Below are 16,518 nucleotides of genomic sequence, written 5' to 3'. Positions count from 1 at the left end.
TGCGTTTGCCATTGACTTTCTGCCTTAAACGTGCTACAATATACGTGAGGATAGAATATTTTTTGTCTTCCTCACCGCTCTTAGGCTTTGCCGTTTCAAAGAGCATTAACGCCTAGCAATTCCCAACTCTAACCATCCCAAAAGCTGCCTAAAACTGTGCCCCTCCACTGGGGGCTCGGCGGCATTTTATGAAGGAAACGATGAACGACATAACTCCTACAAACCTTGCTGCTGTCGGCACGCAAGAGTTGAATTACATCGGTAGCAGCCCTGACCCTTTTGACATCACAATCATCAGTGTCGAGAAAGGCCGCTCTCAGGGCCATGTCAGGCTCCACAAGACGCTTCACAATCTTCATCAGGCCGAATTTATCGGCATTGAAGACCCAGAGCTTGGGAGCTTCACTGACCGCAACGGCCTAGTCCGAGCCATTCGCGATTGGTCTGGCCGGAATGGCTGGAAGATCGAAATGGCCCACGTGTCCTCCAGGACGGGTGAGCGTCTCGACGTAAACCTCGCGGCACTGTGAACACTTAATTTTCGAACTGCAATTTTTTGAACCACCACTTTGAAAGGTAATTTTCTATGTCTGTAACTATCGCAGTATCCGACCGCTCCATGATCTCGAAGGCCCTCAGGGACATGAGTGAAGCCGAAAGGGAGATGCTTAGAAATCGTGTTGAACAGGCCGCCGACGCTCTTGACGGCGTTGCCTCCCCTGAATTCGGGGAACTCGTCGCATTGGCTCTTCTCGAAAAGAGAGGGCTGTCCAAGGGAGCCATGGCGGAGGCGATCAAGAGCGTTCCCTACGCCGACAAGGGACCGAAGAGACATTCAGTCTTTGCTCAAATCGCTTCAGGCAAGCGGGTCGAGTAATGAAGGCTCGGCCTATCCGGATCGCGGAGAGCTCCCAAAAGGGGCTCTTCGTCGTCCATGTCCCCTTGTCACGTTTTGGGGAAGGCGAGGCTGTCATGGGCCTCGAAGACTACAACGAACTCACAGCCCTCAAACTCTATCCCAACTGGTCGATCCTTGGAGGCTCGGTCTCGGCAAGGGGGCCTGACGGTCTCCGGCTGATCGTCGCTCGTGTTCTCACGGATGCCAAGGCCGGTGAGGTCGTCGAGTACCTAGACGGCGATCCGTTGAACCTTCGTCGGGAAAACATGTCGATCCGAGACGGCTTCTCTACCAAGCATGACCGGGCTCTCTTGATCGAGGCAAAGGAACGCCTCGAAGCGGAGAAGACCGCGAGGATCGAAGCCGGTTCCTATCACCCTAACTTCCGAAGGCCGCTGATCTTCCGTCCTGACAAGGTGGAGAAATCCCGTCGCAGGGGCCGGGTTGTTTTTAAGGCCCGGAATCTGTCGGTTCCCCATGCTTGACCTCTCAGTCCCGACAAGCGGTCAGGTCAAATTCGGCCTGGCTGTTTGCTACTGCGGTAAGGAGTTTACCAAGCGTAGACACGGCCATAGATTCTGCTCGGTCGAGTGCAAGGAAACCAGTCGGCATGGCCGGTCAGGGCGGCGGTCAAGTGATCCCCGACATGTGGCGAAGCGCGGGCGGCTGAGGCGGCTTCAGGCGGTCCATAATGTCGAGTCGTCTGCCGTCAGGGAAGGCCAAGAAGCGATAGAAGTACCTCCCCGCTACCCCTATACTGGGAACGGAGGAAATCATCCGAAATTCTATAAGAAAATCAGTACCTTGCAGGAGGCAATAAGCCCGTCGAGCATCGGCAAACCTAGGTGGGCGTGGCCTGTTGATCTAGTTGGGGGTCAACGGAACCGTACCAGCCTCGATTTGGGTCTCTTGAGGTCCGTTACAGGAATCGAGTTGGCCTCCGTCCCCGTGGTAGCCGCGCCATGACGGTCAGACTTAATAACGTCTGGGGGGTCGTCCTCCGGGACGGCTCCTTCGTCCTTCAACGGAAGGGCCGCGACTATCGAGTTTATCGGTCCGGGCGAGAGCTTTGGGACAACGCTCGCCATCTATTCGGAAAGGTAGACGACGGCGCTAGCACGAGACTGTTGACACTCAAGCTAGAGGGCTCAGCCGGTCCAGACGACCAACCCATCCCGGTCAAGAAACTAGGCTACTGGCTTCATCCGGAACAACTGCCCAAGGGAAAGGAGGGAAATCACATTGGCACTAAACACGTTTGGTGACATCGCAGCGCTGTTAGGAGTCGAGCCCGAGACACATGAGGCGGCTAGTGTCGAAGAGAGAAGGGTTGTTTACCGCATCGGTGGCGTGGAGATTACGGAAGAGCAATACCTTACCCGCATCGGGATGAGGGACGAATACCGCGCTTGGAAAGAGCGGCAGAGACCGCTGGGCAAGCTAGGATCGGTGACGATTGCGGAGACAGAGCGGCTATTTCGCGACGACTACAAACACGATCCCAACACTGAGCAGTGGAAGGGCCTGAACGAGATCGCCAAGGTTTATGAAGAGATGGCCGAAGGACGAGCGGAAAAGGCTTTCTATCTGTCTTCGTTGCCTACGGGCATGGGTAAGACCAGCGTGGCCGTCCAGTCCACCAAAGCCATGTTGACCGACCCTGAATTTAAGAACGTTGGCGTAATCTATTTCCTGTCCCGGCTTGAAGAGATCGATCGGCTTGTAAAGGACATGGCCCTGAAGCCGGAGACCTTTGCTGTCCTCACGTCGGACGACACGCTCAACGCTTTGGGTAATCCGGTGCATGATGAGGCACGTGTTCTCTTCACGACGCAACAGCGGCTGGAGAACTACTCGAAGAGCGGGACAGCTTTCGCTGCCATGAAGGACCTTCGATACAACGGTAAACCCCGGCAAGTCCGAGTGTGGGACGAAGCCATATTGCCGTCACTGGTGCTAACTGCCGGGAACTACGCGCTGAAGCGGTTGCCACTCGAATTGCACCAACGGAAGGGCGACGCTCTCAAAAAGCTTGCTGACGAAATCGACGACTTCGCGCACTCGTTGAAGAGCCACATAGGCGAATACGTCACGATGCCTGATATCGATAAGACCGGCCTCGATCTCGAAACCTTCCGGTCGTATTTCTCCTATTCCGGGGACAAGGATATTGCTGAGGCGCTTTGGTATTTGTCGGGCCATGTTGTGAATGTCCACAGGGACAGATACAGCGGCAACGTGACCTTGGGATACGAAGACATTCTGCCTGACGATCTGGCACCAATGCTAATCCTAGATGCGTCCGGCGACCTTCGGCACACATACCGTTTTTGGGAGAGCAACCGACGAACTCTCGTCAGATTGAAATCTCCTAAGAAGTCCTATGCCGGTTTGACGATCAGACATTGGGACAAGGGGGCAGGAAGCAATAAGCAGCGTGACTTCAAAGCCGCCTCCGAGATTGCCGATGGTGTGGTGAAGATGATTGCAGAGATTCCAGAGGACGAGCCTGTTCTGGTCGTTCACCACAAGGTTGATGCAAGGAAGGGGCAGCCTGATATCGTCAGAGAAATCGAGAAGCGTCTGCCGCGTCCGAAACGCCAAGGTGATGTCCGCTTCATTAACTGGGGTAGGCATACGGCGACGAATGAGTTCAGGGACTGCCGTTATGTAATCCTGGCTGGTGTCTGGACGTTCCCCCCGGCGTCGTATGAGGCAATGGGTCGAGGAGCCCAAAAGGCGAAGACTGAGGAAGCCTTTTCCAACGACGATTTGAAGGCAACGCGGATAGGCGAGATTTCACACCATGTTCTGCAAGCTGCTGGCCGTGGGTCGATCCGCAAGACGGTGAACGGAGGATGCCCTGAGGGCTGTTATCTCTACGCAGTGTTTTCGTCGCGCAGTGATACAGGCTTTCCTAAAGAGCAGCTTCACACGATCTTTCCGGATGCAGCCTTGGAAGATTGGAAGCCTGAGGGTCCGGATGAAGCTCGATTGAGCGGCAATGTGCGGAAGGCATTCGAGTTCATCGCATCGATGGTCGAACGCCTAGGAGGGTGTGCGACGACTGCGGTCATGAGGCATCTTGGCGTGTCGAAGCAGAATTTCAACGGCAACATTAAGAACCATCCCGATCTTGTTGCTGCATTGAAAGGCACGGGGATCGTACTCGACCAGTTACCCGGCAAGCCGGGAGTGTATCGCGTGAAAGGGTAAACGTCGGAACGGCTAAGGTAATTCCCCTTGTGCTGAATTAGACGAAAAAGATCAGGGGTAAATGTCTTCCTATATAGGTATATAGTGAAATGTTTACCCTTGCTCAAAGCTGTCAGCGAAAGCTATCTCTTCTGTCACTCAGGGGATTCGAGAGCTTTGGGCGAAGGGTATCTTGAGGCAAAACGCCAGCGAATGGAGACAGAACCTACGGTTCCGTACCTCCCTCTTCGAAGTCGAGCACTGGGAATTCACCTTGAGGTATGTCGGCCCGGTTCACTCCCTGCTTTCCGTCCGGTATCTATAGGTAGGACGGGGGAGTTCGGGCCGCTAAGTCTGACCTGACGGCAACCCAAACGCCGAAGGAGCCATAGACCCTTCCCTTTGTCTCCTCCTCTTTGTCGCATGCCGTAGGCTGGCACATTTGGAACTCCTTCCGGTGCCCAATCCGGATAATTTCTGTGCGAATTTTCTGAGGTGAGATACCTAGTGGTATAGGCCGGGGCGTCCCCCTTGTACCCCGGTGGGGGCGCTGTCTGTCACACTGGTGTCACAACGACCGACCGAGTCGGCCCGGTTTGAGACGGGCGATTAGCTCAGTAGTCAACTTGTTTGACGTCCGACCGAAAACGTCGTAGATTGCGTAAGCAACTGATTTATCAGCGTTTTTGGGAGAAGGAGAGCGCTAGTCTCTTGATTGGAGTGGTGGGCGATGACGGGCTCGAACCGCCGACATCTTCGGTGTAAACGAAGCGCTCTACCAACTGAGCTAATCGCCCGCTCCGGCCGGACCTTTAAGCGGTCGCAACCGGCTTCGCAAGGCCAAATGAACAGCTGCGAGCTTAGCCGCACAGTGGTTTTCGCGGGCAAAGTGCCGCCCGTCAAAAAACCTTCTCCTGTTTGCGTTTATGCTGTCCAGCTGCGCTTGACACCCGGTGGCGAACCCCTTATCCACCGCCCCAACGACGAACACGGCTGACACGTGCTCGTCCAATGCGCGGGTGTAGCTCAGTTGGTTAGAGTGCCGGCCTGTCACGCCGGAGGTCGCGGGTTCGAGCCCCGTCACTCGCGCCATTAATTTCAAGGGGTTAGCTACCGCCCCTTGAAAAGTTTCAACTCTCATTCTCCGGAGAGTTTCAACTTTCTGTATTCGTTCCGTTCCAGGCCAAGCAGCGTTCTGCCCTTGCGGCGGCTGGCGTCAGCTGAGCGGACGGCGGCCAGATTGACCGGCATATAGGTCTTCTGCAGCGCCTTGTTCCCGTCGATCGAATTGCCCATCTTGGCCGAGATTGCCTCGACCGACGCGCCTCCGGCATTTGCCTCGACCGCGCCGGAACGCCGCATGTCCATCAGCCGCCGCTTCTCTGATGTCCCGAACACCAGCGTGCGCAGATCGGCAAAGTCGTCGACCAGAGAATCCTTGGTGTAAGGCACGCCGGCGCGCGGCCGGCCGCCCTTCGGGCCCGGCGCGAAACCGCGCGAGCGAAAGATCGGCGCATCGTCAAGCAGGGTGACGCCTAGTGATTCGACATAGGCCAGCACCAGGCGCTGCGTGCGTGACGACAGCGTGCCGAAAGCCGCCTCGCCACTCTTGCTGCGTGCAATCAGAAAACCCCATTCCTGTGCTGTCTGCATTGCCTGCGCCGGTGTGAGCGTGCGCACGTCGACGGGTGAGAAGCTCGTGTCCCACGCAACGGCGATGACGCAGGCCAGTCCGCGGTAGCCGGCGCGCCAGGCGCCCTTGACCATGCGCACCGCCTCGCCTGCCGTCCAGGTCTGGTGGCGCGGTGGTGGCGTCTGGCGGCGGATCGCCTGCGATGGGTCGGAGCCGGGCGGGCATAGCTTCATGCCGGCCATGACATTATAGAGCGAACGCCACGTCTTTACGGCACGGTAGGCGATGTCGACACCTTTGACCCGGAGCAGACGGCCATACCAGTCGTCGAGCAGCTCGAGGGTGATGTCGGCTGGCGGCAGGTCGGCGAAGTACGGCTCGATGAAGGTCCAGCCGCGTTCCCAATCCTCGCGGGTGCGCGGTGGCTTGCGCTTCCATGCATCCATGCGGCGATAGCGTGCAAAGGCGTCTCCGATGGAATCCTTTGGCCATACATGCAGGCGCGACGGCTCCCTGCCCTTGCGGAGTTCCTGCCAGCGGTCTTCCCACTCCCTGGCTATCGTCCAAGCCTCAGGCCCGTCGATTCCACAGGAAATGCATCTGAAGCCAGCTTCGACCATCTTCGGCGTCGGCAGCCAGTAGCCGTACCTGCCCTTACGGATGACGTAGTGCTTCAACTTGATCTTACCCAAGGGTCGCCAGCCTCGCTCTTGCAATGTCAATGCTAGACTGCCCGCCGGATCCCGATCCTGCAAGACCCGAGCGTCGATCGAGCCAGGAGTCGATCGCAACCATGTCGTAGTTGCCGGTGATTGGGCAGGCCTTGGGAAAGCCTTGATCCTGCAACGCGGGCAGCAATTCCATGAATTCCCGCAGCGTCAGGTGGAGATAACGCGCCGCCTTGACCGCCGGCACGAGCCGCGGCTGTACCGGGAAGCGGATAGATGACGGTTGTAATGTGTGGGTTTGGCTCATGGCACCAAAACTCTATCCACCGTCCATCGGGACAGCGGATGGGCGCTTGTCGTTGAGCGGGTGTGAATTTCGCCCGTGTCAGCACCTCCGCCGCACAGCATGCGATTTTCCTACTCCGTGATCTCGTTATTCCTGCATCGAGGGTGAATGAGGCTTAGAATAACGGCCTTTTTCCCCCATGCCTATTCGTCCAATCCTTAATTCGCAGAATCGGCGGCCACAGGGCGAGAATACTTGTAATCGGCGGCTTCAAAGCCGCTACGCCCGGGCAACCCGGATACCCTCGGCGATGTTGACGCCACTACCCATCAGGTCGCCATCGTGCTCCTGCACGACGTCACCCAGATGAATGCCAATCCGGAACTCAATGCGACGATCATCGGGCACCCCGGCATTGTGCTTAGCAATAGCGTTTTGACGCGCGCAGCGGACTGCTTCCACAACGCTGCTGAACTCGACGAGGCTCCCATCGCCGCGATAGACAGACGCGAGTGTTGCCTGCCGGTCGCCTGGACTGCCCCCCGCGCTCCCGCCCCACACAGGATGCCGGCAAGCAGACGCTGAGCCAGGCGCCTCCTCTCGGCTCGGGTGGAAATTGGCTACAGTGACAGGACACAAAGCCTGCTCCGCCACTTACCCGACGCTGCTGAGGAAGGCAGCTTTGCCGCTGTCGCACGAGACTGCGAAGTTGTTTCCCCCTTCGTCGCCCGACGCGTCGCTGCTCTCATAATATCCGAATTCTTGAAAGGCCCCGATATTCCCGAACTGGACGGCCGATGTTGCGGGCCAAAGAGCGTTAAAAAAACGAGGCGCCCGGACCAATCACATTGCCGAGACAGAAATTGCGCTGTCCGGGAATAAAACGCCGCTTGCCGTGGTCCTCCATGCATAAGCTGCTGATTGACCTTGAAGGAACACCACACTGCAAACCTACACATTGACGAGCACGACGGGGTCGGTCGGCGCATTCCAGGACCTCTGGAAGGCGAGAGGTCGGCCGCCTGCGGCCGGCTGACTCACCTGTCTACCGCAAGGTGCTGCCCCGGTCGGGATCAAGAAACCTCATGCGCTGCGGATGCGATATGGTCGTGAAATTGCTGCATTTCGAAAAGGATCTCGCCAAAGCGGGCGGCATGTTCGTCCTGGCCGTAGCCGGCGCCGGCGCGATATCTCTCGACAGGGTGCTGAACGGCCTCGTGAAGCGCCGGCAACAGGACAGAGAGACGGTTGCGGCGCTCATAGCGGCCGGTAGGCCTCTCTCGGTCGGCGAAATCAAGCTTCCATTCTAAACCGGCCAATACGCCGGGCATCATACAACCCGCCCGCCCAATCGGCACCCAGCACACTGCCTTGTGACGTCACCTCAGGGCATACCTTGATGTTATCAGCGATTACCCGTCGGCCAAGGCACCGGTTTTGAAATTCGCTTGATGGCGTCCCTGCCCTTGCCGTTCGACTCCGTCGAGTCCTTGTGTGTCAATTTGTTGCGACGAGAGCTAGTCCCTGTCGTGCTGGTCCGTCTCGTCTCATCCCGTGGCTCTGCAAAAACCGTAGCAGCATGTTCGCAACCTGTTCACCCATGTTGATTTCACGAGTTTCCGACTGTCGGCATATAAGAGGGAGAGGTCCGATGGATTTCATGTTGATGGTGAACATTGCCGGCGGCATCCTTCTGGCCATCGCAATCCTCTCGGTGTGTCTCGTCGGATGGCTGTTTTACCGTTCGGGATCGACAATTGAGAGGCGAAAGCTGTGACAATGAAAAGTCCGCCACCGTGAGCCAGACCAGAAAACTCATATTTTAGCACCTGCGAAACAAAGCTCGCTATTCCGCGTTGAGGCTCGTCGAACAACGGAGCTTCACGAATGGATCCGGCAACTGCAGCTGTGATGATTTTGCTTTCTTGCAGTCCCGCCCAGGGAGTCTGCAAGCCACTCGATACATCACCGTCCATGTTCGGATCCCTTGAGACATGCCAGTTAGCGTTAGCCGTGAGGCTCGAGGGCGCTCCCAACGGGGAGATCGTGGGGCGATGCAGTTCGATTGATCCCTCCGCTACAGGTTCCCTTCCAGCCGGGTATAGCACGACTGTCGTCACGCGGGGCACAGGGGCGGGTGCGGTGAGCAGTCGCTACATCGTGCCACACAAAAACTGAAGCCAGCCACCGTGAGGCAGCACCGGCCCGTTCTCAGCACGTCAGCCGGAACGGGCCATGAGCAGAAGCAGCCGACTAGCTAAAATCGCAAGACGACCGAAGGACCACGTCGGCGATAGCACCGGACCCGACGGCGCCCGTGTCGCCAGTAACTACGGCAGACTCTTCTCCAGCCGCGCCGGCGGCGGCGGCGCCGGTGGTAGTAATCTGGGTCGTAGTCTGGGTCGTAATCTTGGTCGTAGTAGCGCCGATGGTTGACCGGCTCCACTTCCGCGTGAGTACCTTCGTTGTCGAAGGCGTCTGGCGCGTCGAGTTCTTCGAGAATGCCGCTTTTTGCCGCTGGAACACCGGCCAATGCGTTGATAGGCCGGACCGCGCTTGCAAAGGCTGCTGCCCCTGCAACGCCAAATATCGCTGTCAAAAAGGATCGCCGATCCATAGTAAACCTCCCAAGTTACATGAGCTGAACGAAGCGCCCCGCCTGCTGAAGGAGCAGGCCCAGCGCACGGTAAAATAGAGGATTTGCCAGCCGCTCAAGCAACTCGCGAATCCTATCAGCGCAGGAAGGGACCTGGCTGCGCCGATCCAAGACATGTCAGCTAAGGACGACCGCCATTACCAGAAAGGTAACGGCTGTTGCAAAAATCGGTGCGAGCAACCATCGCGCCTGGCCAACACTTTGATCCATTTGTTCTCTCCCGTTGTGGAGAAACAACAAGCTGAAGCCCTAATCCGTTCCGCCTAGTCCAAAGGTAAGACCATTGCGTTGTACGGTCGGACTTTAGACCAATCGGATTAGACAAAGGTGCGTAGGCGGGAACGTTTACCCCGGTTCAAAGTTGGTTGCCGGGCAGTGCGGGACGATGGTCGTCGTGTGCCGGTCCTTGCAGGAGAGAAGATATGAAGATGCACTTTGTGAACACCGCCGCAGCCATGTTGCTCTTGGCGGGGATCGGCTCCGCCGCCGCTGACGACATTATCATCCAGCCGGAACAGGACACGGTCATCCGTGAGTATGTTAAGAAGCAGCCCTTGGCTTCGGTGAACCTTCCCGGCGTGGAATTGAACGTCGGGACAGCTCTGCCGGAAACTGTGGAGATCCACGAGGTCCCGAACGTCAAATACCGTTACGTGGTGGTCGACAACCGCACGGTCCTGGTCGATCCGGGTACCCGCAAGATCGTGAAAGTTTACGACTGAGATTTCGAACGAACCCACGCTCGCCACCCTTGGGTGGCGAGTGTGTGCATTCAAACGATACTCAGCCGGACAAATCGAATTGCCACTCAGCTGGACAATGAACATGACGAACCCTGAACTCGAGAGGACGCAAGCCCTGGTTGCCCGCTTGGCTGATCTCCAAGCAAGAATGCAGGCAGCACGTCTTGTTGGTGCCGAGGTAACAACCGTCCGAAAGGTTGCAGCCACAATCGATGACGGCTTGCGACAGGCCGGCCTCACACCGTTAGAAATCGCAGAAGGTCAAGGGGAACAGTTTAGCGATACTAAATGTTCGACTGGCTATGGACAGCCGAACCGTACTCTCAGCAGATCAAGTCAGAGCAGCACGAGCCCTACTGAACTGGCCGCGTGTGCGACTTGCCGCCAAGGCCAATCTTAGCGAGATGGTGATCAGCGCTTTTGAGAACGGATACAGGAAACCGCGTCCCCACAACATCGCCGCCATCCGCAAAGCGTTTGAGGATGCCGGAATCGTTTTCACCGTCCAAGGCACTCCATCGCTAGCCCGCTCAGAAGGTGATAGCGGCCTAGCCGCCGATAATAGACGGTGGCGGGGCCGGGAGAAAAAAGGATAGCGGGGAAAAGCCCGTGTACCCACTGCACCCGATCTCTAAAGCGGCCGCTAACAAGGGCGGTTGTTCACTGACTTTGTGCTGGCGCTCACCTTTCTAAGGTGCCGCTCGAATATGGCCAGCTTCTCTTCGTAGCCGATCCGCACTCTGGACCTGCAACTATCGCATTTGAAACCGGCAATCGTTTTCAGCCAGGATCCCCTTCTCACCATACGGCGTGAACAGGAGGGGCATTGGAATTCTAAAGGTACGTCGCGCAGTTCATCCAGTGGAATGGGACAGGACCGGCAAAGCCTCGCGACCGAACTTCTCGAGATTAGACGGATCCGTTGGCCTTCCGCAGAGGCCATGGCATAAGATTCGAGCTCGATCAGCTGTCTTCCTTGCCCTTCTCTATAACGCGGACCAGCCGTTCTCAGCAGGCTTCGGCCACTCCACACTGTCTGAGTTTGTGTTCTGAACTGTGCCGCCCATCGCAGTTCCCTCCACCTCCAACAGGCTAATTACGGATTATAAGACCTGGGGAATCGATCTTTCAAGGTGGAATCCGCATTAGCGCTGGATGTTGCATCGCGGCGCGGAGGGGTTTTATTAGCTCCCCCTCATCTTGACGCTGGCGCCGGCTGCTCCAAAGTCTTGGGCATGGCTCGGGGAACTATCAAAGTTGGCAACGAGGTCGCAGTCACGGCGATTGTGCGCGGCCGCGTGACGCCCGATCGCATAAGCGTGACGATCCCCTCCTACGACTTCCCGCATTCTGTTGTCGATTCGACTTCGAAGGCTGTAATTGGCCAGCATATGGAATTGATCGGCCTGTCACACGCATCGACGGGACAAGGTAACCGTCAGCCTCCGGCCATTGGTGACTGTCGACGCCGAGCACGTGCGCCTGGTCGAAAGCCACGTGGCGCTTCCGCGAGCGCGAAAAAGGCCGCTCGTTGACAAAGTTTAACTTGCCTGCCCACCCAAGGAACGGCCAGTGAAACTTTACCCATCACATCGGCTCTGGTCGCCTCCCGCTAGCTGCCGGCGCGTTGCGATATCGGCGCAGTAGACGGGTTGGCATTTTCCGAACTTTCCGCCATGTCGTCGCGATGACGTTGGCGAAGGCGCTTCAGCAGATCGCGTGAGGCTTGTATCGCCCTGCGCGATTGATCCATGTTCTGGCGAAACGTGGCGCGTTCCTCCATGGACTTCTGCCACTTCAGCAAGGTGGCCGTAGTCGCAGTAGCGGCTTGAGCGATTTCTATGGGCGTTGCAACCATCGCATCCTCCCAAAAAGGCAATGGTAAACGCAATCTCTATAGGCCCAACGAAGCCCTTTCTTCAATCAAAAACGACCATACAGCATACGGCAAAATGGCTATTCGGCGGGCCGCTCGACGGCGGCTTCGTCGACCTCGGCTTCCATCTCGTCTTTGACGGTCTTGGTCTTACCAAAACCAGCCATCGCCACACCGTCAAAGCCCTGCAGCCACGCATCGGCATGTTCCTGCCAGTAAGCTGGCGCCTCACGCTCCTTGCCATCCTTGCGCGCTTGGGCGCCGTACATCCAGGCGTAGGTGGCGCGCTATTTCTTAGGCACGGCCATTTCCATCATCCTCCCAGAATTCCAGCAGCCTTGCGTGCCGCAGCTTCTCATCGCCTTTTCCTAAGAAAGGAGAGGGTCTGTGGACAGCTGTGGCTCTATCCGGCTGTAAGTTGCCAGACCGCTACGCTGGCGAGGGCAAGGCCCGCTGCGCCTTCGATTGCTCGCGATATGGTATCGAACAGCCGTGGCCTGCTGTCGAAAAAATGCACCAGGTGCTCCCGAAACAAGATCGACAGTACCGCCACGCTGGACAGCGTTAGGGCCACGCCCACCATCATGGTGATTGCGAACAGAATTCCAGCTCCCGGCACCCCTCTGGAAATCGCGAAGGTCATGACAAAAAGGGTCAGCGGGCACGGAATCAAACCGGCCATGACTCCAACGGCCTCGCCCTCATGCTTGTGATGGTGGCCGTGGCTCACCGAACGCCAAAGCATCCAGACGCCGATCAGCCCGAGCAGACCGCGACTCACACCCTCAAGCAGTGGTGCGCGTCCAACGCTGCCCAATGCAATCGAGACGAGCGGCAGGGAGAATACGGCGATCAGCACCGCTGTCGCCACGTGAGTGAAGGACAGCGTAATCGACACCAGGAGGCCGCGCGAAACCTTCGCATCCGAACCTGCAAGGTAAGTCGCCAAGACAGCCTTACTGTGGCCGGGCGTCAGAGCATGTGCCGCACCGAACAGGAGGCCCATCGGCAGAAAGGCAAGGAACGCAAGCCAATCACCGCCAACTGACAGCAGCTTTATCTGATCTGCGAGCGCCAGGTATATGGAGCGCTGAAATTCGACAAGCGCCTGGAACATCAGCCGAGACCGGCAAAAGCGAGTGGTTTCCGGCAGTTGTCAGTGCTGGTGGCCGTGATGTTCGCCCTGATCATGAGAGTGCGGATGCTCGTGCTCACCTTGGTCGGTCGAAAACCGGATGTTGGCAGCTGCGAGCGCCGGCATGTGTTCGAACAGTTCGTTCTCCAGCGCCGCCGTGATCTTGTTTGCCTCTGAGAGAGGCAAGGTTCCGTCGGCTGCAATAGCGATGTCGGCATGCAACTTGTGGCCAATCCAGCGGGCCTTGGCGTCGACAACGCGAGCACCCTGCACATGCGCAGCGGCATGCTGAATTTCGGCCATCACGCCCGGCTCGACGCCGTCGAGCATGCGGGTGAGCACTGAGCGCGCCGATTGCCAGACGATACCGAATATAGCGACCGTGATGAGAAGCCCGATGATCGGATCGGCCAGTGGAAATCCGAGCCAGACGCCCATGGCGCCGATGACCACTGCAAGGCTGGTAAGCCCGTCGGTGCGGGCATGGTAGCCGTCGGCGACGAGCGCCGCACTGTTGATTTCCCTGCCGATACGGATGCGAAACACCGCGACGGCCTCATTCCCGAGGAAGCCGACAATGCCCGCCGCGGTCAGCCAACCGAGATGAGTCACTGCCTGCGGACTGACCAGGCGCTCGATAGCCTGGTACCCGGCGACGATGGCGCTGAACAGAATGATCAGCACGATAATGATACCGGCCAGATCCTCTACCCTGCCAAGGCCGTAGCTGAAGGTCCGTGACGGCTTGCGTCGTGCCAGCATGAATGCGATCCAGAGCGGAATGGCGGTTGTGGCGTCGCCTATGTTGTGGATCGTATCGGCCAACAGCGCCACGCTGCGTGACACCAACACCACGGCCATCTGCAATGCCGCCGTCATGGCCAAGATGACGAACGACCATTTGATGGCCCAGATGCCGCGGTCAGTGGTTGCAATCGTTGCGTCGATGACCCCGTGCGTATGGCCGTGCGAGCCATCGTCATGAGCATGCGCGTCATGATCATGTGACCCGAAGCCGAACCAATCCAAGACGCGTGCGCCGATACTGGTCATAGGTATTTCGCCAGTTGCTTGAGCTCTGCCAGCGAGTTGCCTCCCGCTTCCGTGTCGATCAGACAATGTTCGATATGATCGTGGATCAGTTCTCGCTTTGCGCTGCTGATGGCGCTCTCCACTGCATGGAGTTGCTGCGCCAGGTCCAGGCAGGATCGCTGCGCCTCGAACATGCCAAGCACGGATGCAAGATGCCCCTGTGCGCGCTTTAAGCGCTTCACGATAGCCGGATGAGAACTATGGATGCCTTCGGACATGCCCACCGGTATCCCCCCGGGGAGGATGCGTCAAGTATGATGTGAGCGCAGATCGGCTCTTGATCAGCCACCCCGCAGAGCGTGTATCCATGGCGCTGAATGGTTCCGGAAATTGGAATCTAGGCTTGAAAGGGCTGGCCCCTGTGCAATACAGGAACCAGCATTAAACCTACCAACTCAATGAACCGTCCAACTTTATGGGGTCAGTTCACGACCGGGCCTTTCTTTGCGTGGTGAAACTGAAGAAGCCCGTCGGTCGGATCAGCGGGCTTTGTGATGGATGGCCCGCGCCTGCTTCCGAGGCTGCGCGGGCCGACCATGACGAGTGAGGGACGCATCTTGGTCACCGGCCGGACCGCTGAAGAACGAGCCGGGTGTGACCGAACTGCCTTGGAGCGGGAATGTTCCCGGCTGACGCAAAAAGCCCGCCAGCATGAGCCGGCGGGCAATCGATCTGGAGTAGCTGGACTCATCCAGCATAGTTCAACGACGGCGGAAGGTTCGGTAGCAACCCGCGCTCGTCGCTCCCCAAGGATCCAGGGAGCGGCGAGTTGTTGCCCAGCGAGCGCGACACAGAAACTTCGCCGCGCCATGAAAGGACGGCGTGGAGCGCGCAAGCTCTGCAACAAGCTGCCGGCGCTCTGGGAGGTCTGTCCGCTTTTCGGATTGCCAGTGCCAGTCCAGACGAGCACCCTGCCTGGTGAGAGTAATCCCGCAATTGCCTGCGCTTAAGGCGGCGTAGGGCCGCCCATTGGGCGAGACTGGACTTCTAGACTGGAAGCCACCAATTCCTGCACCGCTTCGGGAACGGCCAACGGCACCATCTGCGCCGGATAGGGGCCGTCGATCCAGCCGTTCGCGGAGCGCTCGCTATCAGTTTGGCCGTTCAGGCTAGCCATTCGCGCCACTTCGCAGAAAGCCTCCCGGTTGGGCCTTATGCGGCACGTCCCAACCGAAATAAACCATGGCCGGCTAGGACGACGTCTGGAGAAACTGTTGCTCTCTCGTCGGCGTCTTCGAAAACGCTGTGATTATCGCCTCGAGCGATACATTCAAGGCGTTGGAAAAGGTCCTGCCCCTCTGCCAAATCGCCACGTAGTGATAGAGCGCGGACGGTTCCACTGGCCTTACTCCCAACTGAAACGCCGCGTACTCACGTGCGATGATCTCGTTTGTGATCGAAATGCCCAGGCCAGCCGAAACGTATCCGGCTTCGTGACCGTTGCAATCGAATTCCACCAGTATGTCCGGCTCAACGCCGGCGAAGCGCAAGGCATTGAAGTTCATCTGGTGGGCGGCAAACTGGGGATCGATATCGACGATCGTTTCGCCTGCCAGGTCTTGCGCCTCGATGCAGGTCTGTTTTGAAAAGCGGTGGTCGGGATGAAAAATGCATACGTTTCGTGCCGACCCAAGCGGCGCCCATTCAAACAAGCCTGGATCCAGAGGCAGTCTCGAAATTCCAAGATCGGCGCGGCCGGCCAGGATGTGTTCGCCGATCTGCTCGTAGCTTCCAGAAATCGACCGGACATTCGAAGCGGTCTGTGAGCGGATAATCGCCACGACCTTGGGCAAGGTCACGAAACCGAAAACAGAGGGCGCGGCAATCGCAATCCGCTGCTTTTCCTCGTTCTTCATAGCGAAGATCGACGCGTCCAGGCGATCCAGCGACGTCAGGGCCAGTTCTACGTTTCGCAGGAGTTCCCAGGCTTCCTGCAAGGGGACGATGCGGTTGGCTGATCTCTTGAAGAGTGTGATGCCGAGCGTGGTCTCAAGCTGCTTCACATGTTGACTGACGGCCGGCTGGCTTATCCCGAGCGCAACCGCCGCCCGCCTAGTCGAACCGGCCCGCAACACTTCCCGGAAGACCTTCAGCTGACGGAGCTTGAGGTCGCTCTGCAACAACTCCATTCCCTGCGCGCCTTTCCCTGATAACCACCCGGCGGCAGACAACGCCAACCTGGGGAGCAACGAACTGCCTCAGTATATAACGACGCGTTATAGATAAAATAATAAAAGTTATAGATTGAGTGTGTAATTTCAAGCGTTAGAATTGGCCAGTATCTCAAATTAACTGCACATTAGAAATATAACAACTCGCAACCTTGGGTTATATGG

At 57.7% G+C, this 16,518-nt stretch carries 15 protein-coding genes, 2 tRNA genes and 2 pseudogenes; 9 read left to right on the top strand and 10 right to left on the bottom strand.

Annotation, left to right across the window (positions count from 1 at the left end; translation table 11 throughout):
• The first annotated feature begins 200 nt into the window (after window positions 1–200).
• From NLY44_RS05570 to NLY44_RS05555, 4 genes are all read left to right on the top strand, one after another.
• Window positions 201–530 (top strand): hypothetical protein, encoded by a 330-nt coding sequence (locus tag NLY44_RS05570; RefSeq protein WP_023806450.1) that lies wholly within the window; start codon window positions 201–203, stop codon window positions 528–530.
• A gap of 56 nt (window positions 531–586) precedes the next feature.
• Window positions 587–877: a hypothetical protein gene (locus NLY44_RS05565; RefSeq protein WP_156941054.1), complete on the top strand. Its 291-nt coding sequence runs from the start codon at window positions 587–589 to the stop codon at window positions 875–877.
• A gap of 95 nt (window positions 878–972) precedes the next feature.
• On the top strand, window positions 973–1,383 hold the full coding sequence (locus NLY44_RS05560; RefSeq protein ID WP_156941053.1) for a hypothetical protein: 411 nt from the start codon (window positions 973–975) through the stop codon (window positions 1,381–1,383).
• Window positions 1,384–2,140: 757 nt separating this feature from the next.
• The gene (locus tag NLY44_RS05555; RefSeq protein ID WP_023806446.1) at window positions 2,141–4,114 is read left to right on the top strand and encodes a hypothetical protein; all 1,974 of its coding nucleotides are present in this window, start codon (window positions 2,141–2,143) and stop codon (window positions 4,112–4,114) included.
• A 700-nt stretch (window positions 4,115–4,814) separates the two neighbouring features.
• On the opposite strand, the gene NLY44_RS05550 is transcribed toward NLY44_RS05555, so the two are convergent.
• A tRNA-Val gene (locus NLY44_RS05550) sits at window positions 4,815–4,890 on the bottom strand.
• Between the two features lie 218 nt (window positions 4,891–5,108).
• Between NLY44_RS05550 and NLY44_RS05545 the strand changes: the two genes are divergently transcribed.
• A tRNA-Asp gene (locus NLY44_RS05545) sits at window positions 5,109–5,185 on the top strand.
• A 45-nt stretch (window positions 5,186–5,230) separates the two neighbouring features.
• Here the strand turns inward: NLY44_RS05545 and NLY44_RS05540 are convergent.
• The 3 genes and pseudogenes from NLY44_RS05540 to NLY44_RS05530 all read right to left on the bottom strand — a co-directional run.
• Complete coding sequence (locus tag NLY44_RS05540) at window positions 5,231–6,418, bottom strand: site-specific integrase (RefSeq protein WP_050587499.1); 1,188 nt, start codon at window positions 6,416–6,418, stop codon at window positions 5,231–5,233.
• A complete protein-coding gene (locus NLY44_RS05535) occupies window positions 6,411–6,701 on the bottom strand; it encodes a hypothetical protein (RefSeq protein ID WP_023690232.1) in 291 nt (96 codons plus the stop codon). Before NLY44_RS05535 ends, NLY44_RS05540 begins: the two co-directional genes overlap by 8 nt.
• 261 nt (window positions 6,702–6,962) lie before the next feature.
• Window positions 6,963–7,175, bottom strand: a pseudogene (locus tag NLY44_RS05530) (nucleotidyl cyclase domain-containing protein); the annotation flags it as partial.
• Window positions 7,176–7,792: 617 nt separating this feature from the next.
• Between NLY44_RS05530 and NLY44_RS05525 the strand changes: the two are divergent.
• The 4 genes and pseudogenes from NLY44_RS05525 to NLY44_RS05510 form a co-directional block, all read left to right on the top strand.
• Window positions 7,793–7,990: pseudogene (locus tag NLY44_RS05525) on the top strand (DoxX family protein); the annotation flags it as partial.
• A gap of 341 nt (window positions 7,991–8,331) precedes the next feature.
• Complete coding sequence (locus tag NLY44_RS05520; protein WP_023690236.1) at window positions 8,332–8,457, top strand: hypothetical protein; 126 nt, start codon at window positions 8,332–8,334, stop codon at window positions 8,455–8,457.
• Window positions 8,458–9,758: 1,301 nt separating this feature from the next.
• Entirely contained in the window at window positions 9,759–10,058 is a 300-nt protein-coding gene (locus NLY44_RS05515; protein ID WP_023669226.1) for a DUF1236 domain-containing protein, read from the top strand.
• Between the two features lie 323 nt (window positions 10,059–10,381).
• Entirely contained in the window at window positions 10,382–10,675 is a 294-nt protein-coding gene (locus NLY44_RS05510) for a helix-turn-helix domain-containing protein (protein ID WP_081731668.1), read from the top strand.
• 1,016 nt (window positions 10,676–11,691) lie between these two features.
• Here NLY44_RS05510 and NLY44_RS05505 read toward each other — a convergent pair.
• The 6 genes from NLY44_RS05505 to NLY44_RS05480 all read right to left on the bottom strand — a co-directional run bounded on the left by NLY44_RS05505 (window position 11,692) and on the right by NLY44_RS05480 (window position 16,311).
• On the bottom strand, window positions 11,692–11,937 hold the full coding sequence (locus NLY44_RS05505) for a hypothetical protein (protein WP_023723634.1): 246 nt from the start codon (window positions 11,935–11,937) through the stop codon (window positions 11,692–11,694).
• A gap of 98 nt (window positions 11,938–12,035) precedes the next feature.
• The gene (locus NLY44_RS05500) at window positions 12,036–12,224 is read right to left on the bottom strand and encodes a hypothetical protein (RefSeq protein WP_023699951.1); all 189 of its coding nucleotides are present in this window, start codon (window positions 12,222–12,224) and stop codon (window positions 12,036–12,038) included.
• 134 nt (window positions 12,225–12,358) lie between these two features.
• Entirely contained in the window at window positions 12,359–13,072 is a 714-nt protein-coding gene (locus NLY44_RS05495) for a HoxN/HupN/NixA family nickel/cobalt transporter (RefSeq protein ID WP_023690239.1), read from the bottom strand.
• 39 nt (window positions 13,073–13,111) lie between these two features.
• Complete coding sequence (locus NLY44_RS05490) at window positions 13,112–14,143, bottom strand: cation diffusion facilitator family transporter (RefSeq protein ID WP_023694080.1); 1,032 nt, start codon at window positions 14,141–14,143, stop codon at window positions 13,112–13,114.
• On the bottom strand, window positions 14,140–14,400 hold the full coding sequence (locus tag NLY44_RS05485; protein ID WP_023684828.1) for a metal-sensing transcriptional repressor: 261 nt from the start codon (window positions 14,398–14,400) through the stop codon (window positions 14,140–14,142). The genes NLY44_RS05490 and NLY44_RS05485 overlap by 4 nt, the downstream gene beginning before the upstream one ends.
• A 972-nt stretch (window positions 14,401–15,372) precedes the next feature.
• On the bottom strand, window positions 15,373–16,311 hold the full coding sequence (locus tag NLY44_RS05480) for a LysR family transcriptional regulator (protein ID WP_023690241.1): 939 nt from the start codon (window positions 16,309–16,311) through the stop codon (window positions 15,373–15,375).
• Window positions 16,312–16,518: the final 207 nt, after the last annotated feature.

The organism is Mesorhizobium sp. C089B, assembly GCF_030323125.1.
Classification (GTDB): domain Bacteria; phylum Pseudomonadota; class Alphaproteobacteria; order Rhizobiales; family Rhizobiaceae; genus Mesorhizobium.
Note: the sequence above shows the minus strand (reverse complement) of the source record. Positions and strands in the feature narration are given on the sequence as shown.